The sequence below is a fragment of the Evansella halocellulosilytica genome, assembly GCF_002335745.1.
Taxonomy (GTDB): domain Bacteria; phylum Bacillota; class Bacilli; order Bacillales; family Salisediminibacteriaceae; genus Bacillus_CA; species Bacillus_CA halocellulosilytica.
The window spans coordinates 2,681,636-2,701,510 of the sequence record NZ_NIST01000001.1 but is presented as its reverse complement, the minus strand read 5'-3'; the positions used below and the strand labels follow the sequence as shown (position 1 = coordinate 2,701,510).

The window sequence follows — 19,875 nt, the reverse complement described above, 5'->3', positions numbered from 1 at the left end:
TTTAACTACATGTCTTCATCTAGACCGCAAAGTATTGTTTTCATCCTTTAATCAATAGATTACACTCGAATTAGTCTTTACTTTAGATTAGGGGGGAAGAGGATTTATGAAACGAAATTGGAAGGAAGATGAGCTACTGGAACACTTTGGAATTTTACCAATTGAAAGAAAACTGATTGGTAATAAAACAGGGGCAAGTCGTTTAGGATTTATTAAAGTACTTTTAACAAGAGGCTAGATTTCCGTCCAATAAACAAGATATTCAAATTATTAAGTTTGCAACTGCTCTACGTTTGCGTACTGCTTCCGCCGAATCTATATTAAAGCGATTTACAAGGGATTCGAAACATCCAACCTATCAGGCTTTATGTGAATTAGGAAAAGCGATTAAAACAATCTTTTTATGTGATTATTTACACTATGAAGAGGTTCGTAGGGAGATCCATGAAGGATTAAATACAGTGGAGTAATGGAATTCGGTGAATACTTATATTTTCTATGGAAAAAACAGTGAGATTCGTTCCAATTCGATAGAAGATTAAGATGTGTCTGCCTTATCACTTCAATTGCTGCAAAATTGTTTAGTCTATATGAATTCCTTAATGGTACAAGAAGTGCTTTATGACAACAACCAATATTGGTTGAGAAAAATGACTCCAGAAGATTTTAGGGGGTTAACACCTCTATTTTATCATCATGTCAATCCATACGGAACTTTTCAACTTGATATGGAGTAACGAATACCTATAAGTTGGAAGTCTCGTAATTTTCATTATTTCTGATTCGTAACAAAAACCAGCTAATCACTTGACAGGAAAATAGCTAGTTGTTATAGATGTGAAAAGAGCGCAATTCTAGAAATGCGCTCGATTGTTGAATAATCATTAAACAGATACTGTATACTCGTTCTTTCCGAAAATTCAAGTACGCTTCTTCTCTAAAGAGTTCTTTCTTGATAAGGTGTGCCTTTCTCAAGCTCACAGTACTGCTTCAAGCTCAGCAAAAACATCGCCCAGTTGTAATTGCAAAACTTGTAACAAGGCGTAATTTCCTTCCACTGGGCATGGCTAAAATCAACGTTTGTAGTACCGTTAGATTCAGTTAATTCAAATGTGATCGTAGTCCCGATCCATTCCAGATCCGCATCAGCGTCCACGCATTCCCAGCTGACCCGCTTGTCTGGAACAAGTTCAATTACTTTCATTTTGGCTGTATCATTAGTACCAAAGCGAAACTCATTCACCTTTCCAACGACCGCTTCCACTTTCAGATCCTTTGTCCATACTTCAGACAAGCCTTCCTTCGTTGTTAATGCTAAGTATACCTGATGGGCTGGTATGTTTATTTTTTGCAATTGCTCAATACTTGCCATGCGATTCAACTCCTCTTTCATGTTATAATCCCTTCAAAATAAATGTAACATATCTTAAGATGCATGATTTCTTAAATATTGCTATTAAGGCGATTCCATTTGACTCTAAGCTTTAAGATATTTTTTTATAAGATTTACCTTTGGTTATATGATGAAGAAATCCCTTAAAATTTCTCCCCCTCACCCCTTTAGAGACGTCTATGGCTTTAAAAAATTCTGTACGATTTAAATACTCTAAGAAACTGATTACAGCATTAAGTATGGCAGTGACTGATGTTTCTTCTCTTTAAGCCTCATTTAGTTTTAAATTTATTACTTTTACATCCCCTGTCGGATTGCTTAGTAGATTTTTAGTACAAGAAAGTACATCGTCCACAAACTTCATGGACATGATTTTGATCAAATAAAAAGATTCCGATTATCAAATCATGTTAATCGGAATCTTTTTTCTTTAATAAGTCTGCTTTATCTCGATCTCATGTTATCGTGTTTCTTTAACTTGCTTTATCGTATAAAGATATATGTACATTAATTAAACCGAGGGAAGAGTCTAAAGGGACTGTTACGAAACGATCTGCTGACCGGTATGACGAAGCACCATCATTTACAACTGGTGGTGTTACATCAATTATACAATCTTCTTTCGACAATTCTGTCGCAGCAGAACCAGCAACCCAGTTCCCAAATTCTTGTATTGCACTCCATCCCATTTCATCTAAATGTTCGATCGTAAGTCCGCCCATCATCATCCCAACGATATTTTTAGCTGTGTCTGTTGTAATGGAGCAAATAATCTGTCCTGACAGCTGACCATTTACACCAAGGACAACTGAAACATCATTCGAAGGAATTACATCCTTTTCAGCTCTAGGTTTTAACAATTGAATGTCAGTATTAAAATGATCAGAAAAAATCGATTTAGTTGCTCTGCAGACAGCATTAATATGATTCACATTCATCGTTTTTACTCCTTATCGTAACTCAATTTCTAAAATTACAAATTTTCAATATGTATTGTTGATAAATTCCTACAGTGAGCATTGTCAGCACCTAATTAATCGTTGATTTGCTTTCACGTGCTAAATACCACTGATCTCGTGCCTTTTCTATAATTTTAGGCTCTCTCATTCGATCTTTATGTTCAATGACTGAAGAGAAATATTGAAGCGCTTTTTCCGACTGGTCTGCTTGGCGGGCTAGTTCACCAATAAGGTAAGTAATCGTCAATTCAGTCATGTTCGTATTAACGTAATCACCATGGATCAATGACTGTTCATATTGAAGCAAGCTTTGTTGGATATACCGACGTTCTTCTGTCAGATTTTCTAGAGTACGATATATCCAGCTTAAACGAAGACATAGTCCTGCAAGAATAATATGTGGCTGTACGGTTTTCTTCGCTGCTAGTATTGCAAGCTTGTAAGTATGGACTGCTTGTTCGTACGTTCTTTCATTAGAAAAGTTTTGCTCCGTCCAATTTGTTGAGACTTCATTCTTAAACGTCTCAATATGAGCTGTTTTTGTCAATTTGTTAAAATGTTCTGAAAAAGCATAGCCGCATTGATGACAAACATAAATATCATATAAAAGCGGGTTTAAAGTCGGATCTTTATAAACCGAATAGAAATCATTCCATGTTTCTTTAACACGGATAAAACGAGAACGGATTTTTTTAGATAAAAATGTGCAGTTGCATATGTCGCAAGCGACCTCTTTATCATACAAAGGTGGCACATCAATAGTCACATTCATCCCTCCACCTTATTAACGAAGTATAAAAATAGTATAAAAGACCTTAATTAAAAAGAGAAGAAATATTTAGTTTTTAAGTATAAATAAACATAAAGTCCTAGTTATTTTCTACAGGAGATCAACCCTTATCATAATTATTAAAATCAAACCGAGTAGGCGTCGCCATTACTGACCACGCCTCTCACAGAGCACACACGTGCGGATCTTCGCATGTGGCTCTTCCCATATATCCCTTTTAGAGATAACGTTCATCATAAACAGATGATAAACTAACGAGTCCAAGTTCTGAAAAGAACTTATTGTCTAGTGCCGCATGAACCATTGGACTTTTGGAACTTCGCCAAGCAAACATACGGATTCCTCTAAGGTTTTCTTCCCTCCATCCCTTTCTTCTCAGAAGGCGGTGGAGGTTCTTTATATGTCTCCAGCTTCTTAGTTGTACCATTCGTAACCGTCTTCTTATCCAGCTATCCCATACTTTGAATTTGTTCTTCACATTTCCATAACGAAAATAATTTGCCCAACCTCGAATGTATGGATTTAATTTGTCTTGGATAAGTAGTTGAATATCAACTGTTTGGTTTCGACGAGTCATTTCTTTCACTCGTTCCTTGAATGTCGCCTCTTTCTTAGGGTCTATTCTTCGAATATCTCCGATGAATTCATAGCCTAAGAATGTAAATGGCTCTTTGTTGGCGTTGACAACTTTAGTCTTTTCTTGATTCACAGTTAGACTTAGCTCTTCCTCAAGAAATCTTGAGACACTTCGCATAACTCTTTCTGCGCCTTTTGAACTTTTACAAAGAATGATAAAATCATCCGCAAAACGGACGATTCGGTGACCTCGCTCAGTCATCAGTTGATCAAGCTGATGTAAGTAGATGTTCGAAAGTAATGGACTTAGCACGCCACCCTGCGGAGCTCCCTCAGGGGTATCTTCGTATCGATCTCCTACCATGACACCTGCTCTGAGAAAACGGTGAATGAGTTTGATTATAGACCCATCTGTCACTCGTTTCCTTATTTGATGTTCCAGTTTATCATGTGGGATCGTGTCAAAGTAGGATTGTAAGTCGGCATCGATGACATAATGGTATCCTGCATTCAAGTGTTCAGTGACTTTGTCTAAAGCCATATGAGCACTTATTCCGGGCCGAAAACCATAGCTACACGGAAGGAATTCTTCTTCGAAGATCGGTTCCAATACATTTCGAAGAGAAGCTTGTACGATGCGATCTTCCACCGTTGGTATCCCTAGTGGACGTTGTTTCTTGCCATTATCTTTGTCGATCATCTTTCGTCGAACAGGTTTGGGTCGATATTGTTTATCTTTTAGCTTCTGTTGGAGCACTTCTAGATTGTCCTCCAGCTTTGCTTCATAGCCTTCAATTGTTACCTTATCAACCCCTGGTGCACCTTTATTCTTCTTCACTTGATAGAAGGCACTTACTAGATTCGCTTTCTTGTACACTTTGTCATACAAACTGTACCATACACGTCTTTTCATCTGTTATTCCCCTTACGCCATTGCTTTCGCTTCTTCCTTTGTTTCTGCTTCCCCATATAAATGTGATTCTACAAGGTTGATAGCTCACGGCAATAACTTGTGCATCTCATTTGGCGGTAGACGGTGTACCCTTCTGTTCCACCCTGGCATCAGCCCCCTTGGCTCTTGTCCAGCTTCTGTCTACTTCCGCAGTCATAAGTAAGCCTACTCACATTGTTCTTCTATGGGTCACGCCCTTCGCACGAATCCCTACCTTTTGAGTATAGGTTCGCAACTGTATCTATGTACAGTTTCACTCATGTGCTGTCCTCGCTACTGTCGCCAGTAGGTCATTGGCATGTGCTTCTTCACTACTATGGCGATCTCTGACTTCTCCCTTTAAAGCTCATCCTGTGTCCTTGGCTTAGCCTTGTGACATCAGTACCTACTTTAGGAAGCAGGGAGATCTCAATGGGTCACATCATGTACTTTCCCTCTAACCCAGCCCTCATAACACTTTGAGTTTCTAACTATTCGGACTTTCTGTTGTCTTGCACAGTCATCCAACTCTCGTGCCAACATGGGATATCAGCTCTGTTCAGAGGTTTGCCTTCAGATCCTCCGCACGCTACTTCACAGTCAACGCACTACCTGTCAGCTAATGCTTGCCGGCTAGTCGATGCATTCGGGACTTTCACCCTTTAGCACATGTGCTGCCACTCGCGAAAAACCCTCTACAAGTAATACTTATAGAGGGCATATGGAAGTTCATTAACGACTTCCCTTTTCGTAAGGATTTCCAAGTGCTTTTGGCGGCTCCGCTTTTCCAACGAAACCAGCAAGAGCTAATATTGTTAACACATACGGCAGGATTAACATATATACTTGAGGAACATTTGCTAAAAATGGGATCTGCTGAGCAGATATACTTAAAGCTTGTGCAAAACCAAAGAATAATGCTGCTCCCATTGCACCAAATGGATGCCACTTACCAAAGATTAAAGCAGCTAGAGCCATAAATCCTTGTCCTACAATCGTATTCCCTGCGAAGTTACCTGCTGTTGTAATCGCAAATACAGCACCACCAATTCCAGCAAAAGCTCCACTAAACATGACAGCAATATAGCGCATGCGATTAACTTTAATCCCCATCGTGTCTGCTGCCATCGGATGTTCACCAACAGAGCGAAGTCTCAAACCAAATGGGGTTTTAAAAATGACGTACCATACAACAATTGCTAAAATAAAAGCTAAATAAGTCGTAACGTATACTCTGCTGAAAAACATAGGTCCAATAATAGGAATGTCACTTAATAGCGGGACGTTGACACGGAAAATACGTGCATTAATATAATCAGTCTGACCTCGTTCGAACAGTTCACGAACGATAAAAACAGACAAACCTACAGCCAAGAAGTTTAACGCAACACCACTTACAATTTGGTCTGCTCTTAATGTGATCGAGGCAACAGCATGGAAAAGTGAAAACAGAGCCCCGACGATCATTGCCACTAATAACGCAAACCATGGTGATGCATAACCCATTCCTAATGACTCAAATGCTAGTGTCGCTAATATCCCGCTAAATGCTCCGATTACCATTAAACCTTCAAGCCCGATATTCACGACCCCGGAACGTTCACTGAACAGGCCGCCTAAAGCAGTGAAAAGAAGAGGTGTTGCAGCGATTAAGGCTGCTGGAACAATGGTATATAAAATCTGTAATATGTCCATTTATTTCCCCTCCTTATTACTTTGCAGACGACTCATAATCCAGCGAATTAAATAGCTTGATGCTACAAAGAAAATAATTAATGCAATAATGATCTCTACAAGCTCAGGTGCAACACCAACAACTTGCATATTATTTGCACCTTCTTTAAGTCCACCAAATAAAAAGGCTGAGAAGAAAATACCAATCGATGTACTAGCCCCTAATAACGCAACCGCTATTCCATCAAATCCTAGATTCGTAAATGAAGATAATATATAGGCATATTGATAAGTTCCTAGCCCAACCATTGCTCCACCGACACCAGCAAAAGCCCCTGAAATCACCATTGATAAAACAATGTTAAAATTCACGTTCATCCCTGCGTAGGAAGAAGCATGCTTATTATATCCAACTGACCGCAGTTCAAATCCTTTTCTCGTTTTCCATAATAAGAACCACATTAGGAAACATGCGGCAACTGCGATGAAAAATCCCCAATGCAATCTTGAAAATGCCGTTAATCCAGATAAAAAATCTGATGAAAGAGAAGCACTGTCATTTATAAAAGCCGTACGCTGGCCCGATTCAAGTAAATTTCCACGGATTATTGAATTACAGATGTGCAAGGCGATGTAATTCATCATGATCGTTACAATTACTTCGTGCACTTGGAATCTAGCCTTTAAAATACCAGGAACAAAGCCCCATAATCCACCAGCGACCGCTCCAGCTAATATCGCTAACGGTAAATGGATAACCATTGGTGCATCAAGAGTAATCCCAACATATACCGATGCAAGCCATCCTACAATTAATTGACCTTCAACACCGATGTTAAGAAGCCCTGTTCTAAATGCAAATGCAACCGCGAGACCTGAGAAAATTAACGGTGCCATTCTCTGTAATGTCTCACCAAAGTAGTAGCTATCACCAACTACACCTTGGATTAGTGCCGAATAACCGGCAATTGGGTTATTCCCACTTATTAACATAATAATCGCACCTGCTAAAAAACCGAATAAAATGGCGATTAAAGGGATAGCCAGATTAATTAAAGTCTTCCGATTTTTAGTTTGCTTTTCTGTCATGACGTCTCACCAACTTCCCTTTTACCACCAGCCATTAGCAGACCTAACTGACGTTCATCTGTTTCTGATGCATTTACAATGTCAACAATTTTCCCCTCGTAAATAACAGCAATTCTGTCACTTACGTTTAACACTTCGTCTAATTCTAAAGAAACGAGCAACACAGCTCTCCCTTTGTCGCGTTCTTCGACTAACTTACTATGTATAAATTCAATCGCGCCTACATCTAGTCCACGTGTTGGTTGTGCAGCAATTAGTAAATTAGGAGACCGGTCAACTTCACGAGCTATAATTGCCTTTTGCTGATTCCCGCCGGAAAGGGCACGTGCTAATGTTTTTTCGTTAGGAGTACGTACATCGTATTCTTCAATTAATGATCGCGCTTTCTCGTACATTTTCGTATAATTTAAAACAGAATTATTCGAATATGGCTTTTGGTAATACGTTTGTAAAAGAATATTTTCCCCAATAGTAAAATCTAATACAAGTCCATGCTTATGACGATCTTGAGGAATATGTCCGACTCCGGACTCCGTTACTTTTCTTGGTTTATAATTAGTTATATCTTGTCCACTGATCGAAATCGTACCACCTTTAGGATTTCTCAGCCCAGTTATTGCCTCAATTAATTCTGTCTGACCATTACCGTCTACACCCGCAACACCTAAAATTTCACCAGCTCTAGCTTCCAAGTTCAATTTATTTACAACCGTTACTCCGCGAGAGTCTTCAACTTCCAAACCTTTAATGGAAAGGACCGTGTCAGCTGGCTTTGCTTCTCCTTTTTCTACTTCAAAACTTACTTCACGCCCAACCATCATCGAAGCGAGCTTGTCTTCATTTATATTTGCAACATCCACTGTACCTATCCCTTTCCCACGACGGATAACCGTACACCTGTCACAAACTGCCATAATTTCCTTTAGCTTATGAGTAATTAAAATAATCGATTTCCCTTCATCAATCAGGTTTTTCATTATTTGAATCAACTCTTTTATTTCTTGTGGTGTCAACGCTGCTGTTGGCTCATCGAAGATTAAAATATCTGCTCCACGATATAACGTTTTTAAAATTTCAACACGCTGCTGCATTCCTACAGAGATTTCTTCGATCTTAGCCTTTGGGTCTACCCTTAGTCCATATCGGTCTGAAATTTCTGATACTTCTTTTTCAGCTTTGCGTATATCAATATTCACACCTTTAGTTGGTTCACTGCCTAAAATAATATTTTCTGTGACGGAAAACTTATCAACTAACATAAAATGTTGATGCACCATGCCGATCCCAAGTTTGTTCGCAATATTCGGATCAGTAATTTCTACGTTCTCACCACGTACTTTAATTTCACCTTTTTCAGGCTGGTATAAACCGAACAAGACATTCATTAATGTTGACTTTCCTGCTCCATTTTCACCTAACAATGCATGAATTTCACCTTGTTTTACCTGAAGTGTGATATTGTCATTGGCAACGATACCGGGAAACTCTTTTCTAATATTGTTCATCTCGATTACGTATTCCAATGTAAACACTCCTAACGAAAATCATTAACAAAGGCTAGTGATGCACTAGCCTTTGTCAATATCTTATATTAAAAAGAACATACTAATTATAGTGATTCAAGATAGTCTTCGTAATCCTCATCTGTTTGAGGTACTTCGATATCCCCATTCATAATTTGCTCTTTATAATCTTCAACTGCATCTAAGCTTTCCTCAGTCACGTTATCTGTTGTTTCAGCGATTCCGACACCTTCCTCATCAAGTCCAAACTCAATGATTTCTCCACCAGGGTAATCACCATTCATTGTTTGTTCTGCAACTTGATATACTGCTTGGTCTACACGCTTAACCATCGATGTAAGCGTAACATTGCCATCATCATATTCACCTTGAGCATGCTGATCTTGGTCTACACCAATAACCCAAACGTTTTCTCCTCCACGTGCACGGTCAATCGCTTCAGTGAAGACACCATTACCTGTACCACCTGCAGCATGATAAATAATGTCAGCACCATTACCATACATCGTGTCAGCAATTTGCTGCCCTCGAGAAGCATCGTTAAAGTCTTGAGCATACTGAACACTGATTTCAATATCAGGGTTTACAGTTTTCACACCAGCTTTAAAGCCATTTTCAAATTTCTTGATTAATGGACTCTCAACTCCACCGATGAAACCAACATGATCAGTTTCAGTTTGAAGTGCAGCAACGACACCGACTAAGAATGAGCCTTCATGCTCTGCAAACGTAATGTTTGCGATGTTAGGAATTGTTTCATCATTATCATCCGTAACAACTGTATCAACAATTGCGAAGTTTAAATCTTCATGTTGCTGAGCCACTGAACGAATATCATCTTCCATTAAAAAGCCAATCGCAAATGAAATCGATGTATTTTCACGAGCTAAACGATTTAAGTTTGGTGCATAATCTGAGGCGTCTGCTGACTGGATATAGTCAACTTCAACATCATAATCGCCTTCAAACTCTTGTAAACCGTCCCAAGCCGATTCGTTAAATGAGCGGTCATCAACTCCACCAACGTCTGTTACCATTTTTGCAGAGAAGTCACCTTCTTCAGTTACTTCTTCACCATCATCATCTCCACCTACCGGAGTTTGATCTGCGTCATCTTCACCTTCCCCACAAGCAACTAAAAGTGTACCTGCAGCTAGTACTGATGACATTAGCATCATAAAACGTTTCTTCATTCTTCTGATCCCCCTTGATCAATCATAAATTTGTGTCCGTTCCCTTCAATATCATTTTTTGTACAATTTGGTCGATTTTCAGGAAACGATGGCATTTGCCATTATTATGACACATATTCACTCAAATTATCATCTAAAAACGTTTACAAGTAAAACAGAATGACACGTACGATGTCTGACAACTTACAATGCCATACTTTTCTCTTAAAAACGTTTCTCGAATCGATTTTAATATATCATTATTTCTACATTGAATAAATAGTTTTTTGACAATAAATTAATTTTTTTAACGATTTCTCCATGTTGACGCTTCCATTGTCGTTATATTAGCATTCTATATACCTATCAATCGACTACCTACTCATGAATATTTGAATGAAATATTAAAATCTAATAACATTTATTTCTACAATATAATCTATAAAAAATGTATGATAGAATATAGACAATTCATTTTAATAGAGTCAAACTTGAAGCTTTATTAGTATAACCTTTTCATTCTATATGTGCCATATACACGTTTTTATTTATAGTTTTTCCGATAAAGAAAGATGGCAAAAATCCAAAAGATTGATGAATGTTCAAAAAGGGGCGGATATTGTTGGGGGAGGAACTGACTGTTCTAGTTTGTGACGATTCACCTGTAGTAAGAAAGCAAATCATTAAAACGTTAAAAACAATCGGTATTCAACATATTCTTGAAGCAGCTGACGGAAAAGAAGCTGTTACAGTTTGCCACAAAAAGACACCTAATATTGTCTTCCTCGATATTATTATGCCTAAAATGGATGGGATCGCAGCATTAAAAGAAATTCACCAGCATTTCCCTTCAATTAAAGTTATCATGGCATCGTCAACGAGCGGTCAAGCTCATTTGAAAAAATCTAAGTTACTCGGAGCATACTCCTTTATTCAAAAACCTATTAGTGAGTTAGTAATGAGAGATTTAATTAAAAAAATTTTAAATGAAAAAGACCGATCTTAAGTTTTCTGGCTGTTGAAAACAGCATGTTTTTTTTCGGTAACTTGTACTGTCCATTTATTGGACAGTTTTTTTGTCTTTATTTGACATTATTTACAAGCCTTTCTTTAACCTGAATCCGTGATAATAGATGTTGATATGCCATCCATCTGCTCGCTTTCACCAGTAACGGATTCAAGTAAGTATCCAATTATGTTAAATCGAAAGATTATTAAGGTTCTTACAAAGTACAATTTATTTCATCACAGATTCAGGTTTAAATCATTGTTTTCTCATCATCCATCCGTGGAATGCGTATACTACTATTGGTAATTTGTAACGGTTTGGAGGCGATGTATATGGATAAAACAAAGCTTTCGTTATACTGGCATAAATTTATGTATAAATGGCACCGTACTAAATCGCTATATTACGGAAGTAAAAGACACGAGGAAAAAGTGAAAAGACACGATATGATGATTCAGCAATTGACTGAAACATTTGAAACAAACATTGCACATGAAAGAACAGACAACTACGAAACTGAGACTGACCCTGCTGTCGAAAATGAACCAGAGTATGAAACCAGTATAAATAATAAATGACTGATATTGGATTAAATTCTAATTATTCTTACAATATATAAGCAATTACCAATATTCTTTCCTCTTTTATATGGTAGTATAAAATTATATACTACCAGTGTATGTTCAAAAAAGGAAGAAGTGGTACGAGCGACTGTATCCCCACTCTCTAATATTGATCGTTTTATTGGTCTTATATTAAATCTAATTGATACAGGAGTTCACTTTACTTTAAAGACATTATCCGAACTTTTTGAGCAACCTTACCAGGAGGCTTTGAACATATGGGGGAATTGTGGCAAATTGGTAATGTGATAAGAATGTTGAGAATTGCGAGTAAACTCTCGCAAACTGATTTAGCAAATGGAATTTGTACTCAAGCTGAAATAAGCCGTATCGAACATAATCTAACAGACCCTCATGCAACTACATTACACCTTATTGCACAACGATTAGGTGTGGATATGAATTTTTTCTTTAATGAACAAGATTATTCAAAACTTCAATACGTTGATAACACCGTTTATTTAATGAGAAAGTTTGTTGAAGAAGGAAAATATGAAGAAGTCGGTCAAGTAATTGAAAACGAAAAACATAATCCAGTGTTTAATAAACCACTTTATAAGCAAGTGATCCTTTGGCACGAAGGTTTAGTTATGTACTATGTAAAACATGACATGCAATCAGCGTTAACACTTTTATATGAGGCTTTATCGATCCATCAGCCATCAATCCATTACAGCGAAACTCAAATTGAGATCCTTATTTCAATTGGAAATCTGTACGGAGAAAACAATCATTTCGAAAAAGCTCATGCGTACTACAATAAAGCAAAAATAAGCTATGAAAAGCTTACAATAACAAATTCACCTAGAGCCTTGTTGCGGCTTCTTTATAATTCTGCAGTAACCCTTATAAGTGAAAAACGTCTTATTGATGCTTTAGAACAATGCAAGGAAGGAATTCAATTGTGTAAAGAAACAAAATCAATTTATTTACTCGGTGAATTTTATTATCAAATTGCAAAAGTTCATTGTCGTTTAGGTGTTAAAGAAGAGGCGATTAACTGCCTGCATACAGCTGTCATGATTTTTGATTATATGGACAACAACTTTTATAAAGAATATGCAGAAACAAAGCTGCAAAAACTAAAAAGTGAGAGCATGTAAAAGAATGTTTCATCTTCTTTATTACTTTCACTTACCTGTCCGTGATAACAGGTGTCGTTATGCCTTCCATCTACTCGCTTTCACCTCTAGGCACAAGTACGACATCCGTTGTTCTTTGGAGTGAAGGCGTTCGCCAGTTACGGATTCGAGTATTTGCTCCACCAAGTTAAATCGAAAGATTTTTAGGATTCATACAAAGTATAAATTAATTCATCACGAATTCAGAACTTATGTAAACTTCTAAATAAAGGACATAATAAAAATGTAATGAATAGAAAAAAGAGCAGCGGAATGTCAGCTGCTCTTACTTAGATATGTACAAAGGAAGTTTGATAGTAAATTTTGTACCTTTTCCTAGTTTACTGTCAATTTCAATTTCTCCACCGTGCTCTTCAATAATTTGAAATGTAACCATTAAGCCTAGACCTGTGCCTTTTTCTTTTGTAGTAAAAAATGGTTCACCAATTCTTTCAAGCTTTTCTTCTTGAATCCCACAACCTTCATCTTCAACCGTTACAATGACCTTTTCAGAGTTAGAAGAAAGGGTAACATGGATATAGCCGCTTTGATCCATTGCCTCGATTGCATTTTTAATGAGGTTCACAAATACTTGCTTTATTTGATGGTCAGCACACAGAACTTGTGCTGTATTTGTATGACTTAGAAAAATAATTTCAATATTTTTTATAATTGCTTGAGTATTTAATAAAGCGATCGTATGATTCAATAAATCATGTAGAACAGTTGGTTCTTTTTTTAATGTTTGCGGCTTGGATAATATGAGTAATTCATTTAAAATTTGTTCGATTCGTGAGAACTCAGATTTCATTATATCAAAGTATTCTTTTTTTCCAACGCCATTCAGCTCAATTAATTGCAAAAATCCTTTCAAGGAAGTTAATGGGTTTCTTATTTCATGTGCAATTCCAGCAGCCAATTGACCTACAGCAGACAGCTTTTCAGACTGATGAAGCAATTCTTCAGATTTTTTCTTTTCGGTAATATCTCTAAATGTAAAGACAGTCCCGACAACTTCTTCATCTGAAATCATTGGAGTCATCGTATACTCTGCCAAGTATGGAGTCCCATCCTTTTTAAAAAATGTCACCCCTGATTTTCTGACAACCGTATCCTTCGTAATACAGGAATCATTTTCATGCCCTAGCTTCAATTGATTTTTATCAATTAATGAAACGGTATTTAATATTTCATATAAAGTATCTTCAGTTAGTTCTTCTTTTTTGTAGCCGGTAATTTTCTCTGCCGCTTCGTTCCACATAATGACATTTAACTGGTGATCTAATCCGAGAATACCATCCTCAACAGATTCCATAATTAGTTGATTCATATGATATAAACGGTGTACTTCATCTAAATTAAGGCGCTCTTTCGTGATATCTTTAATAATCCCATATGTACCGATTATTTGTGAGTCGACAATAATAGGAATGGCGCTCACTAATACGGTAAGAGGTTTTCCGAAATGCTTTGTCATATGAAACTCCTGTGCATTCGGCTTTCCCCGTCTTGCTAAATCGAAAACTTTTTCAGCGAGTTCTCGCTTTTCCTTTGGTAGAAATTCCTTAAATTTAGATCCTAATAATAACTTCTCGTCAAAACCGAATAGAGTAACAAATGCTCGATTTACAGACAGAAAGCGCCCGTCTAAATCCAAGGAACAAACTGCTTCTGAGTGCCCTTCAAACAGACTTCTATAACTTTGCTCAACAACTTTAATCGCATTATGCTGTTGGGTAATATCACGGAAAAATGTCGTTATACCTTCTTTTGTCGGAATCGCTCTCACAGTGTACCAAGCTTCGTGTGGCGGATAATATCCTTCAAATTCTACTGTGACATTGTTCATTCTTGCACGATGATATTCATCATAAAACTCTGTTCTGACCGTCTCTGGGAACTCGTCCCAAATACATTTACCAATGAGCGACTCTTTGTCTTTTGACAGTATTTTAGCAGCCTTGTCATTCATATAAGTGATTTCCCAATCAGTTCCTAATGACATGACTCCATCTGATAAATGATTCATCATTAAATAAAGATTTTTAGCAAACTCTTTATTTTCGGGATCATCACCAACGAATGAAGTTACTTCATTGTGCCAATCTGTTTGTGTATCATTTATCACTAATATACACCTCATTTTTTCCATCTGTCACCAACCTATATCTATTCTACCAAATATAAATTCGTTTTTCTAAATATTTTAAAAATTTTCGCCAATGTTTATCGATCGTTTTCTCTTAAAAACGAGAAAAAACACCGCCATTTGCATATAGCGATGTCGTTTTTAGTCGAACTTTATATGGATGTGCAGGAAAATAGTCGGTGGATTTTCTATTCTACTAATCGATAATATATTGAACCAGCCTACATACCTGCCATTCGTTGTAATCGTTTAGCTATTTCTTGAAAATCTTCATGCGAGATACCTGGAGCAAATTCCTCAGGGATTTCTTCTAAATCTGGAACCGGAGAACCTTGTGGAGTTCCTTTTATAACTTCCAGCGGACCTCCATCTTCAGGATGTTCTCCTTTCCATATTTTCGAAATATCTTGATAATCTGTTTCGCTCCAAGTATATAACTTTCTATGAATTCCTTCTGCTTCATACTTTCTTGCTGTTTCAAACTTCTTATTATCAAGATCAGGAATTGGCAGCATCTTTGTTATGTTCGCTCCAGTAATGATTTCTAACGCTTTACCGTATGCATTAACATGAACACCGCCTCTTACTAACAGATAGCCGATCATTTCTCTTGCTACGGGATTATCCGTCATTTCGTACACCCGCATTTTATGGGTCCGCGCCCCGCATTCAAGAAAGAAATTATGAAGTAAATCTAAAACGAGGTTTCCACTGTTAAATACGTAATCTCCATTCCAAGGTCTTCCCATAGAGTCAGCAGGCAGTGCTGTTTGTGCGGTTGCAATAAAGTGCTGACTGTTACGTTTATCCTTCGCATTTTGCATTGGCGTAATATTAGGGTCCCCAGGGAATGTCGTTCCTTCAATCATTAAATTGATCGTATTCGACACTAATTCTACATGTCCAAATTCTTCAGCTGTAATACTGGCTACAAGATCATAAAAAGGTTTAAATTTTTTCTTATTTCTAAAGTTAAAAGACTGAAATAAGTAGTTGTTTAAGGTGGACATTTCACCATATTTCCCGCCTAGAAGCTCTTGAACTGCAGCAGCCCCGTTCGCATCCGGTTCTTTCGGTTTCGGTAAGTCAATGAGCAGCCGATCAATTCTTTTAAACAATAAACTCCCCTCCGTCTCAGAAAGTGATCATACTTAAGCACATAGGCGAAACATGCCATTCCGTATTATGACTATGAGTGGAGTAGATTGTCTTAAAACTTTTTTTTCATATAATACGATTCCCCGGGAAATTAACGGTTTTATCGACTACTTATCCTAACTATTTTTACATCGGGATTCTACTAAATATGCCATAAAAGAATGATTCCTATGTAACACTTTTTCTATTTACGACATGCGATTACCATTTCATTCCCTTTATAAGGTTCTTCCATATTAAAGCCATTTCTAATCTCCTCGATAGTAAACCCTACTGATAATAACAATTTTTTTATCTGCACTTCATAAAAATAGGATAATGAAAGCTGTTGAGCTATCTCGGTGTATGTACCATCCTTTTCTGTTATTTTATAATTTTGTTCAGCAGTTAACTTCTGTTTTTCCGTATCAATAGATACTCCGCGGTCAGTTTTGACGACACGAGCCCCTGTGTCAACGTCTATTACATCCCACTGGACCCTTTCTGGATACACCCATGTTTCATCCAGCGTCCCTTTTGGTCGGAAAAGGTGAAGGATAAAACGCCCGTTTGGATCAAGAGCGCGATAAACAGATTGAAGACACCTCAACCTGTCATGATGGTGTTCTAATAATTGAAAGGACCTAAAAGGAATTAAGATTAACGAGTAAGAGTCTTTTAAAGAAAAGTCAGTCATAGACTTATTCAAAATATCGACTTTTTCACGTACAGTGTCTTTTTTGTTTCATTAGTTTTTCTTTTAAAATGTCGAGCATTTCTTTTGACATGTCAAGTCCGGTAATTTTATAGCCATTCTTTGCTAAATGTAGGAGCACTCTTCCCGTTCCACAAGCGAGTTCTAATATATCCCCTGGATAATTTTCAGCCATCTTTTCGTAATATATGAGATCATCTTGTACGATTGCCCGAGGATCAAGGTCATATAGTTTTGCTGTTTGCTTATATAAATGATCATTCTTCATAATATTCCACCCTCTCTATTCATCTTCACTATATAAAGTCATCAACTACGAACTTTATTTTTTACGACATCCCTTTTTTCCATGAAACATACATGACGACTGCAATGATCAAAGTAATGCCTATCCATTCGCGTAAAACCGGGAATTGCTTAAGAAACATCATCGCAGCTACTATTCCGTAAACCGGCTCTAACGTTACAATAATACTTGCTGTCCGAACATTGATCTTCGACAGACCTTGAATGTAGAGAACGTGAGCACACCCTGTAAAAACAATTCCGAGTAAAATTAGTAGGAGGATATCTACATATTCAATGCTCATTAGGTTAGATGTATTGAATAACAGAGGTGACAAACAAATTGCAGCAAATAGGTTTTGATAAAAACCTATTTGAATACTCGACGTGTTAACAACAAATTTACGATTTGCAATAGATAAACACGCAAACGTACATGCTGAGACAATCCCCCACAATGCACCGTAAGTCACGTCACTTCCAATGTGAAACTCAGAAACGATGATCAAAATACCTATAAACGTCAAAATAGCAAAAATAATATTTTTCCGCTGAAATGGTTCTTTAAATACGATAGGTTCAAGAAAACTAGCGAAGATTGGAAATGTTGCAAATGTGATTAAGCCAACCGCAACAGTGGAGAGCTGAATTGCATGAAAAAAACTCCACCAATGCAAAGCTAATAATGCTCCGAGCAACAGAAATGGACCAACCTGTCTCTTTGATTGCAACAATACCTTCTCATTTTTGGTCACTAATACGACTAATAAAAAGAATGAAGCAAATATAACTCTACCGAATACGATCAATAATGCGGATAAAGTGACCCATTCTGCAAATAAACCTGAGAAACCGAAGAGTAATACCGCTAAATGAATATATAAAAGCTCACGTTTGCGGAACATTGAAATCACCTTCCAAATTTAAAATTGTCGGGGACAAAACCCAGCTAAATAGAAGGGCCCTCACCATCGGTGAGAGCCTTTTCTTGTATGCAGCATTATGGTTGATTGTTCAAAAGTACACTCGCTTGCCGCGGGCAAGGCTTCAGCTAGCCGGGGTAAAACGCCCCGGCGGATCTTCAGCTCTTGCTTTTCCCGCAGGCGTCTCGTGATTTTTGAACAATCAACGAATATGTACACAAAAAGGATACCTTCTGATAAAGTTAAATTACCACAACATAACAGAATCGGAGGTATCCTTATGTTTAAAGATTATAACATGAATCAAGTCGTTCTGCCGATGGACCTGTCCTATAAACTTCAGGAAAATGACGTTGCTTTTGCCGTCAACGATCTCGTGGAAGCCATACCTGATGAAGCATTCAGTGCCTTCCTGCGTTCAACCGGCTGTCCAGCCTACCACCCAAGAATGATGATGAAGCTGATCCTTTGCGCTTACACACAATCTACTTTCTCAGGAAGAAAAATCGAAGGGCTTTTAAAAGACAGCGTTCGCATGATGTGGCTGGCTCAGGGGTATGAACCAAGTTACCGTACGATCAATCGCTTTCGGGTCCATCCTGAATCTCAGGAATTATTGCGACATTGCTTCGTTCAATTCAGGTGTCAGCTGGTAGAAGAAAAGCTGATTGACGATGAGGCAATCTTCATTGATGGCACGAAGGTCAAGGAGAATGCAAATAAGTTTACTTTTGTCTGGCGAAAATCCGTTGAAAGATACAGCGCCGGCTTAGTAGAAAAGTCCAATCAACTTTATGAGGAGCTACTGAACCAGGATATCATTCCTGCCATCGAACGGGACAATCTTGAGGAATTATCTTCTGAAGAGCTCGAAGAGGTCGTTCAGAAACTGGACGACACCGTTAAAGATTATGATAAACGAATTGAAGAAGCGGAAGACACGAAGGAGCGCAAACAGCTTCGAGCAGAACGAAAAGCACCAAAACAGTATCGCAAGCAATTTAAGGATTTTGTTATACGTAAACAAAAGTACAAGCAGGACCTTGCGATCCTGGGAGAGCGAAACAGTTATTCGAAGACAGATCATGATGCCACGTTTATGCGGATGAAAGATGACTATATGAAAAATGGTCAACTGAAAGCAGGGTATAATCTGCAAATTGCTACTGAAGGACAGTACACGCTTGCTTATGACATCTTTCCAAATCCTACTGATACGCTGACGTTTATTGCTTTTCTTAATAAAATTGAGAAATGGTTCTTCTCGTTGCCCTCTTACATAGTGGCCGATGCCGGATATGGAAGCGAACAGAATTACGATGACGTTTTAAACATTCGCCAGCGGACGCCCCTAATCACCTATGGGATGTACCGTAAAGAAAAGAAAAAAGCATACAAAAACAATGCTTTTAACGTAGCCAACTGGTACTTTGACCAAGAGAGTGACACTTTTACGTGCCCGAATGATAAGAAATTGAACTTTAAGTATTGGTCGAAAAGGACAGATAAAGCAGGATTTGAGCGAACGTTTAAGGTTTATGAATGTGAAGATTGTTTTGAATGTCCCCTACGTCCCCAATGTACGAAAGCTAAAGAGGGAAATAATCGGAAGGTTCATTACAATGAAAAGTGGGAGAGCCAAAAAGCCTTTACTCGGGAAGTGCTTTCGGAAGCGGAAACAGGCGAAATCTACGGAAAGCGTAAGATTGATGTAGAGCCTGTCTTCGGATTTCTGAAGGCTAATTTGCATTTCACCCGAATGTCGGTGAGGGGCAAAGAACAGGTTAAAAACGAAATAGGATTTGC

At 37.8% G+C, this 19,875-nt stretch carries 18 protein-coding genes and 2 pseudogenes; 6 read left to right on the top strand and 14 right to left on the bottom strand.

Annotated features, from left to right (window positions below; translation table 11 throughout):
- Window positions 1–106 precede the first annotated feature (106 nt).
- Both CD001_RS26915 and CD001_RS12810 read left to right on the top strand, forming a co-directional pair.
- Window positions 107–238 (top strand): hypothetical protein, encoded by a 132-nt coding sequence (locus CD001_RS26915; RefSeq protein ID WP_257009805.1) that lies wholly within the window; start codon window positions 107–109, stop codon window positions 236–238.
- A 25-nt stretch (window positions 239–263) separates the two neighbouring features.
- A pseudogene (locus tag CD001_RS12810) lies at window positions 264–737 on the top strand (Tn3 family transposase); the annotation flags it as partial.
- Window positions 738–937: 200 nt separating this feature from the next.
- Here the strand turns inward: CD001_RS12810 and CD001_RS12805 are convergent.
- The 9 genes and pseudogenes from CD001_RS12805 to CD001_RS12765 all read right to left on the bottom strand — a co-directional run bounded on the left by CD001_RS12805 (window position 938) and on the right by CD001_RS12765 (window position 10,128).
- The gene (locus tag CD001_RS12805) at window positions 938–1,372 is read right to left on the bottom strand and encodes an SRPBCC family protein (RefSeq protein WP_096188086.1); all 435 of its coding nucleotides are present in this window, start codon (window positions 1,370–1,372) and stop codon (window positions 938–940) included.
- A gap of 80 nt (window positions 1,373–1,452) precedes the next feature.
- Window positions 1,453–1,658 (bottom strand): annotated as a pseudogene (locus tag CD001_RS27330) (tyrosine-type recombinase/integrase); the annotation flags it as partial.
- A gap of 208 nt (window positions 1,659–1,866) precedes the next feature.
- On the bottom strand, window positions 1,867–2,331 hold the full coding sequence (locus tag CD001_RS12795) for a chemotaxis protein CheX (protein WP_096188085.1): 465 nt from the start codon (window positions 2,329–2,331) through the stop codon (window positions 1,867–1,869).
- A gap of 91 nt (window positions 2,332–2,422) precedes the next feature.
- A complete protein-coding gene (locus CD001_RS12790; RefSeq protein WP_179298732.1) occupies window positions 2,423–3,118 on the bottom strand; it encodes a DUF2225 domain-containing protein in 696 nt (231 codons plus the stop codon).
- Window positions 3,119–3,359: 241 nt separating this feature from the next.
- The gene (gene ltrA / locus CD001_RS12785; RefSeq protein WP_096186455.1) at window positions 3,360–4,631 is read right to left on the bottom strand and encodes a group II intron reverse transcriptase/maturase; all 1,272 of its coding nucleotides are present in this window, start codon (window positions 4,629–4,631) and stop codon (window positions 3,360–3,362) included.
- Between the two features lie 750 nt (window positions 4,632–5,381).
- Window positions 5,382–6,344 carry an ABC transporter permease gene (locus CD001_RS12780; RefSeq protein ID WP_096188083.1) on the bottom strand — a complete coding sequence of 321 codons (963 nt, stop codon included), beginning with the start codon at window positions 6,342–6,344 and terminating at the stop codon, window positions 5,382–5,384.
- A complete protein-coding gene (locus CD001_RS12775) occupies window positions 6,345–7,412 on the bottom strand; it encodes an ABC transporter permease (RefSeq protein ID WP_096188082.1) in 1,068 nt (355 codons plus the stop codon). It lies immediately after the preceding gene.
- Window positions 7,409–8,935, bottom strand: a complete 1,527-nt coding sequence (locus CD001_RS12770) for an ABC transporter ATP-binding protein (protein WP_096188081.1) — start codon at window positions 8,933–8,935, stop codon at window positions 7,409–7,411. The genes CD001_RS12775 and CD001_RS12770 overlap by 4 nt, the downstream gene beginning before the upstream one ends.
- 86 nt (window positions 8,936–9,021) lie before the next feature.
- Window positions 9,022–10,128, bottom strand: a complete 1,107-nt coding sequence (locus CD001_RS12765) for a BMP family lipoprotein (protein WP_096188080.1) — start codon at window positions 10,126–10,128, stop codon at window positions 9,022–9,024.
- 601 nt (window positions 10,129–10,729) lie between these two features.
- Here CD001_RS12765 and CD001_RS12760 point away from each other — a divergent pair.
- The 3 genes from CD001_RS12760 (at window position 10,730) to CD001_RS12750 (ending at window position 12,842) form a co-directional block, all read left to right on the top strand.
- Window positions 10,730–11,113, top strand: coding sequence for a response regulator (locus tag CD001_RS12760; RefSeq protein ID WP_179298731.1), 384 nt, complete (start codon window positions 10,730–10,732; stop codon window positions 11,111–11,113).
- 335 nt (window positions 11,114–11,448) lie between these two features.
- Window positions 11,449–11,694, top strand: a complete 246-nt coding sequence (locus CD001_RS12755) for a hypothetical protein (RefSeq protein ID WP_096188078.1) — start codon at window positions 11,449–11,451, stop codon at window positions 11,692–11,694.
- A gap of 263 nt (window positions 11,695–11,957) precedes the next feature.
- Window positions 11,958–12,842, top strand: coding sequence for a helix-turn-helix domain-containing protein (locus CD001_RS12750; RefSeq protein ID WP_096188077.1), 885 nt, complete (start codon window positions 11,958–11,960; stop codon window positions 12,840–12,842).
- A gap of 304 nt (window positions 12,843–13,146) precedes the next feature.
- Here the strand turns inward: CD001_RS12750 and CD001_RS12745 are convergent, their stop codons facing one another.
- The 5 genes from CD001_RS12745 to CD001_RS12725 all read right to left on the bottom strand — a co-directional run bounded on the left by CD001_RS12745 (window position 13,147) and on the right by CD001_RS12725 (window position 18,051).
- A complete protein-coding gene (locus CD001_RS12745) occupies window positions 13,147–14,988 on the bottom strand; it encodes a PAS domain S-box protein (protein ID WP_179298730.1) in 1,842 nt (613 codons plus the stop codon).
- 242 nt (window positions 14,989–15,230) lie between these two features.
- A complete protein-coding gene (locus CD001_RS12740; protein WP_096188075.1) occupies window positions 15,231–16,127 on the bottom strand; it encodes a manganese catalase family protein in 897 nt (298 codons plus the stop codon).
- Between the two features lie 224 nt (window positions 16,128–16,351).
- Window positions 16,352–16,855 carry a class I SAM-dependent methyltransferase gene (locus CD001_RS26020; protein ID WP_142303587.1) on the bottom strand — a complete coding sequence of 168 codons (504 nt, stop codon included), beginning with the start codon at window positions 16,853–16,855 and terminating at the stop codon, window positions 16,352–16,354.
- Between the two features lie 13 nt (window positions 16,856–16,868).
- Window positions 16,869–17,129 carry a class I SAM-dependent methyltransferase gene (locus CD001_RS12730; RefSeq protein WP_096188073.1) on the bottom strand — a complete coding sequence of 87 codons (261 nt, stop codon included), beginning with the start codon at window positions 17,127–17,129 and terminating at the stop codon, window positions 16,869–16,871.
- A gap of 61 nt (window positions 17,130–17,190) precedes the next feature.
- Window positions 17,191–18,051, bottom strand: coding sequence for a DMT family transporter (locus CD001_RS12725; RefSeq protein WP_096188072.1), 861 nt, complete (start codon window positions 18,049–18,051; stop codon window positions 17,191–17,193).
- 298 nt (window positions 18,052–18,349) lie between these two features.
- Here CD001_RS12725 and CD001_RS12720 point away from each other — a divergent pair.
- Window positions 18,350–19,875: IS1182 family transposase (locus CD001_RS12720; RefSeq protein ID WP_096190599.1), on the top strand; the 1,526-nt coding region annotated here is incomplete at its 3' end.

Excerpts from the sequence above, each read along its gene's own strand:
- CD001_RS26915 (WP_257009805.1), top strand. The coding sequence starts at position 107 with ATGAAACGAAATTGGAAGGAAGATGAGCTACTGGAACACTTTGGAATT.
- CD001_RS12805 (WP_096188086.1), bottom strand. The coding sequence starts at position 1,372 with ATGGCAAGTATTGAGCAATTGCAAAAAATAAACATACCAGCCCATCAG.
- CD001_RS12795 (WP_096188085.1), bottom strand. The coding sequence starts at position 2,331 with ATGAATGTGAATCATATTAATGCTGTCTGCAGAGCAACTAAATCGATT.
- ltrA (WP_096186455.1), bottom strand. The coding sequence starts at position 4,631 with ATGAAAAGACGTGTATGGTACAGTTTGTATGACAAAGTGTACAAGAAA.
- CD001_RS12780 (WP_096188083.1), bottom strand. The coding sequence starts at position 6,344 with ATGGACATATTACAGATTTTATATACCATTGTTCCAGCAGCCTTAATC.
- CD001_RS12775 (WP_096188082.1), bottom strand. The coding sequence starts at position 7,412 with ATGACAGAAAAGCAAACTAAAAATCGGAAGACTTTAATTAATCTGGCT.
- CD001_RS12765 (WP_096188080.1), bottom strand. The coding sequence starts at position 10,128 with ATGAAGAAACGTTTTATGATGCTAATGTCATCAGTACTAGCTGCAGGT.
- CD001_RS12755 (WP_096188078.1), top strand. The coding sequence starts at position 11,449 with ATGGATAAAACAAAGCTTTCGTTATACTGGCATAAATTTATGTATAAA.
- CD001_RS12750 (WP_096188077.1), top strand. The coding sequence starts at position 11,958 with ATGGGGGAATTGTGGCAAATTGGTAATGTGATAAGAATGTTGAGAATT.
- CD001_RS12730 (WP_096188073.1), bottom strand. The coding sequence starts at position 17,129 with ATGAAGAATGATCATTTATATAAGCAAACAGCAAAACTATATGACCTT.
- CD001_RS12725 (WP_096188072.1), bottom strand. The coding sequence starts at position 18,051 with ATGTTCCGCAAACGTGAGCTTTTATATATTCATTTAGCGGTATTACTC.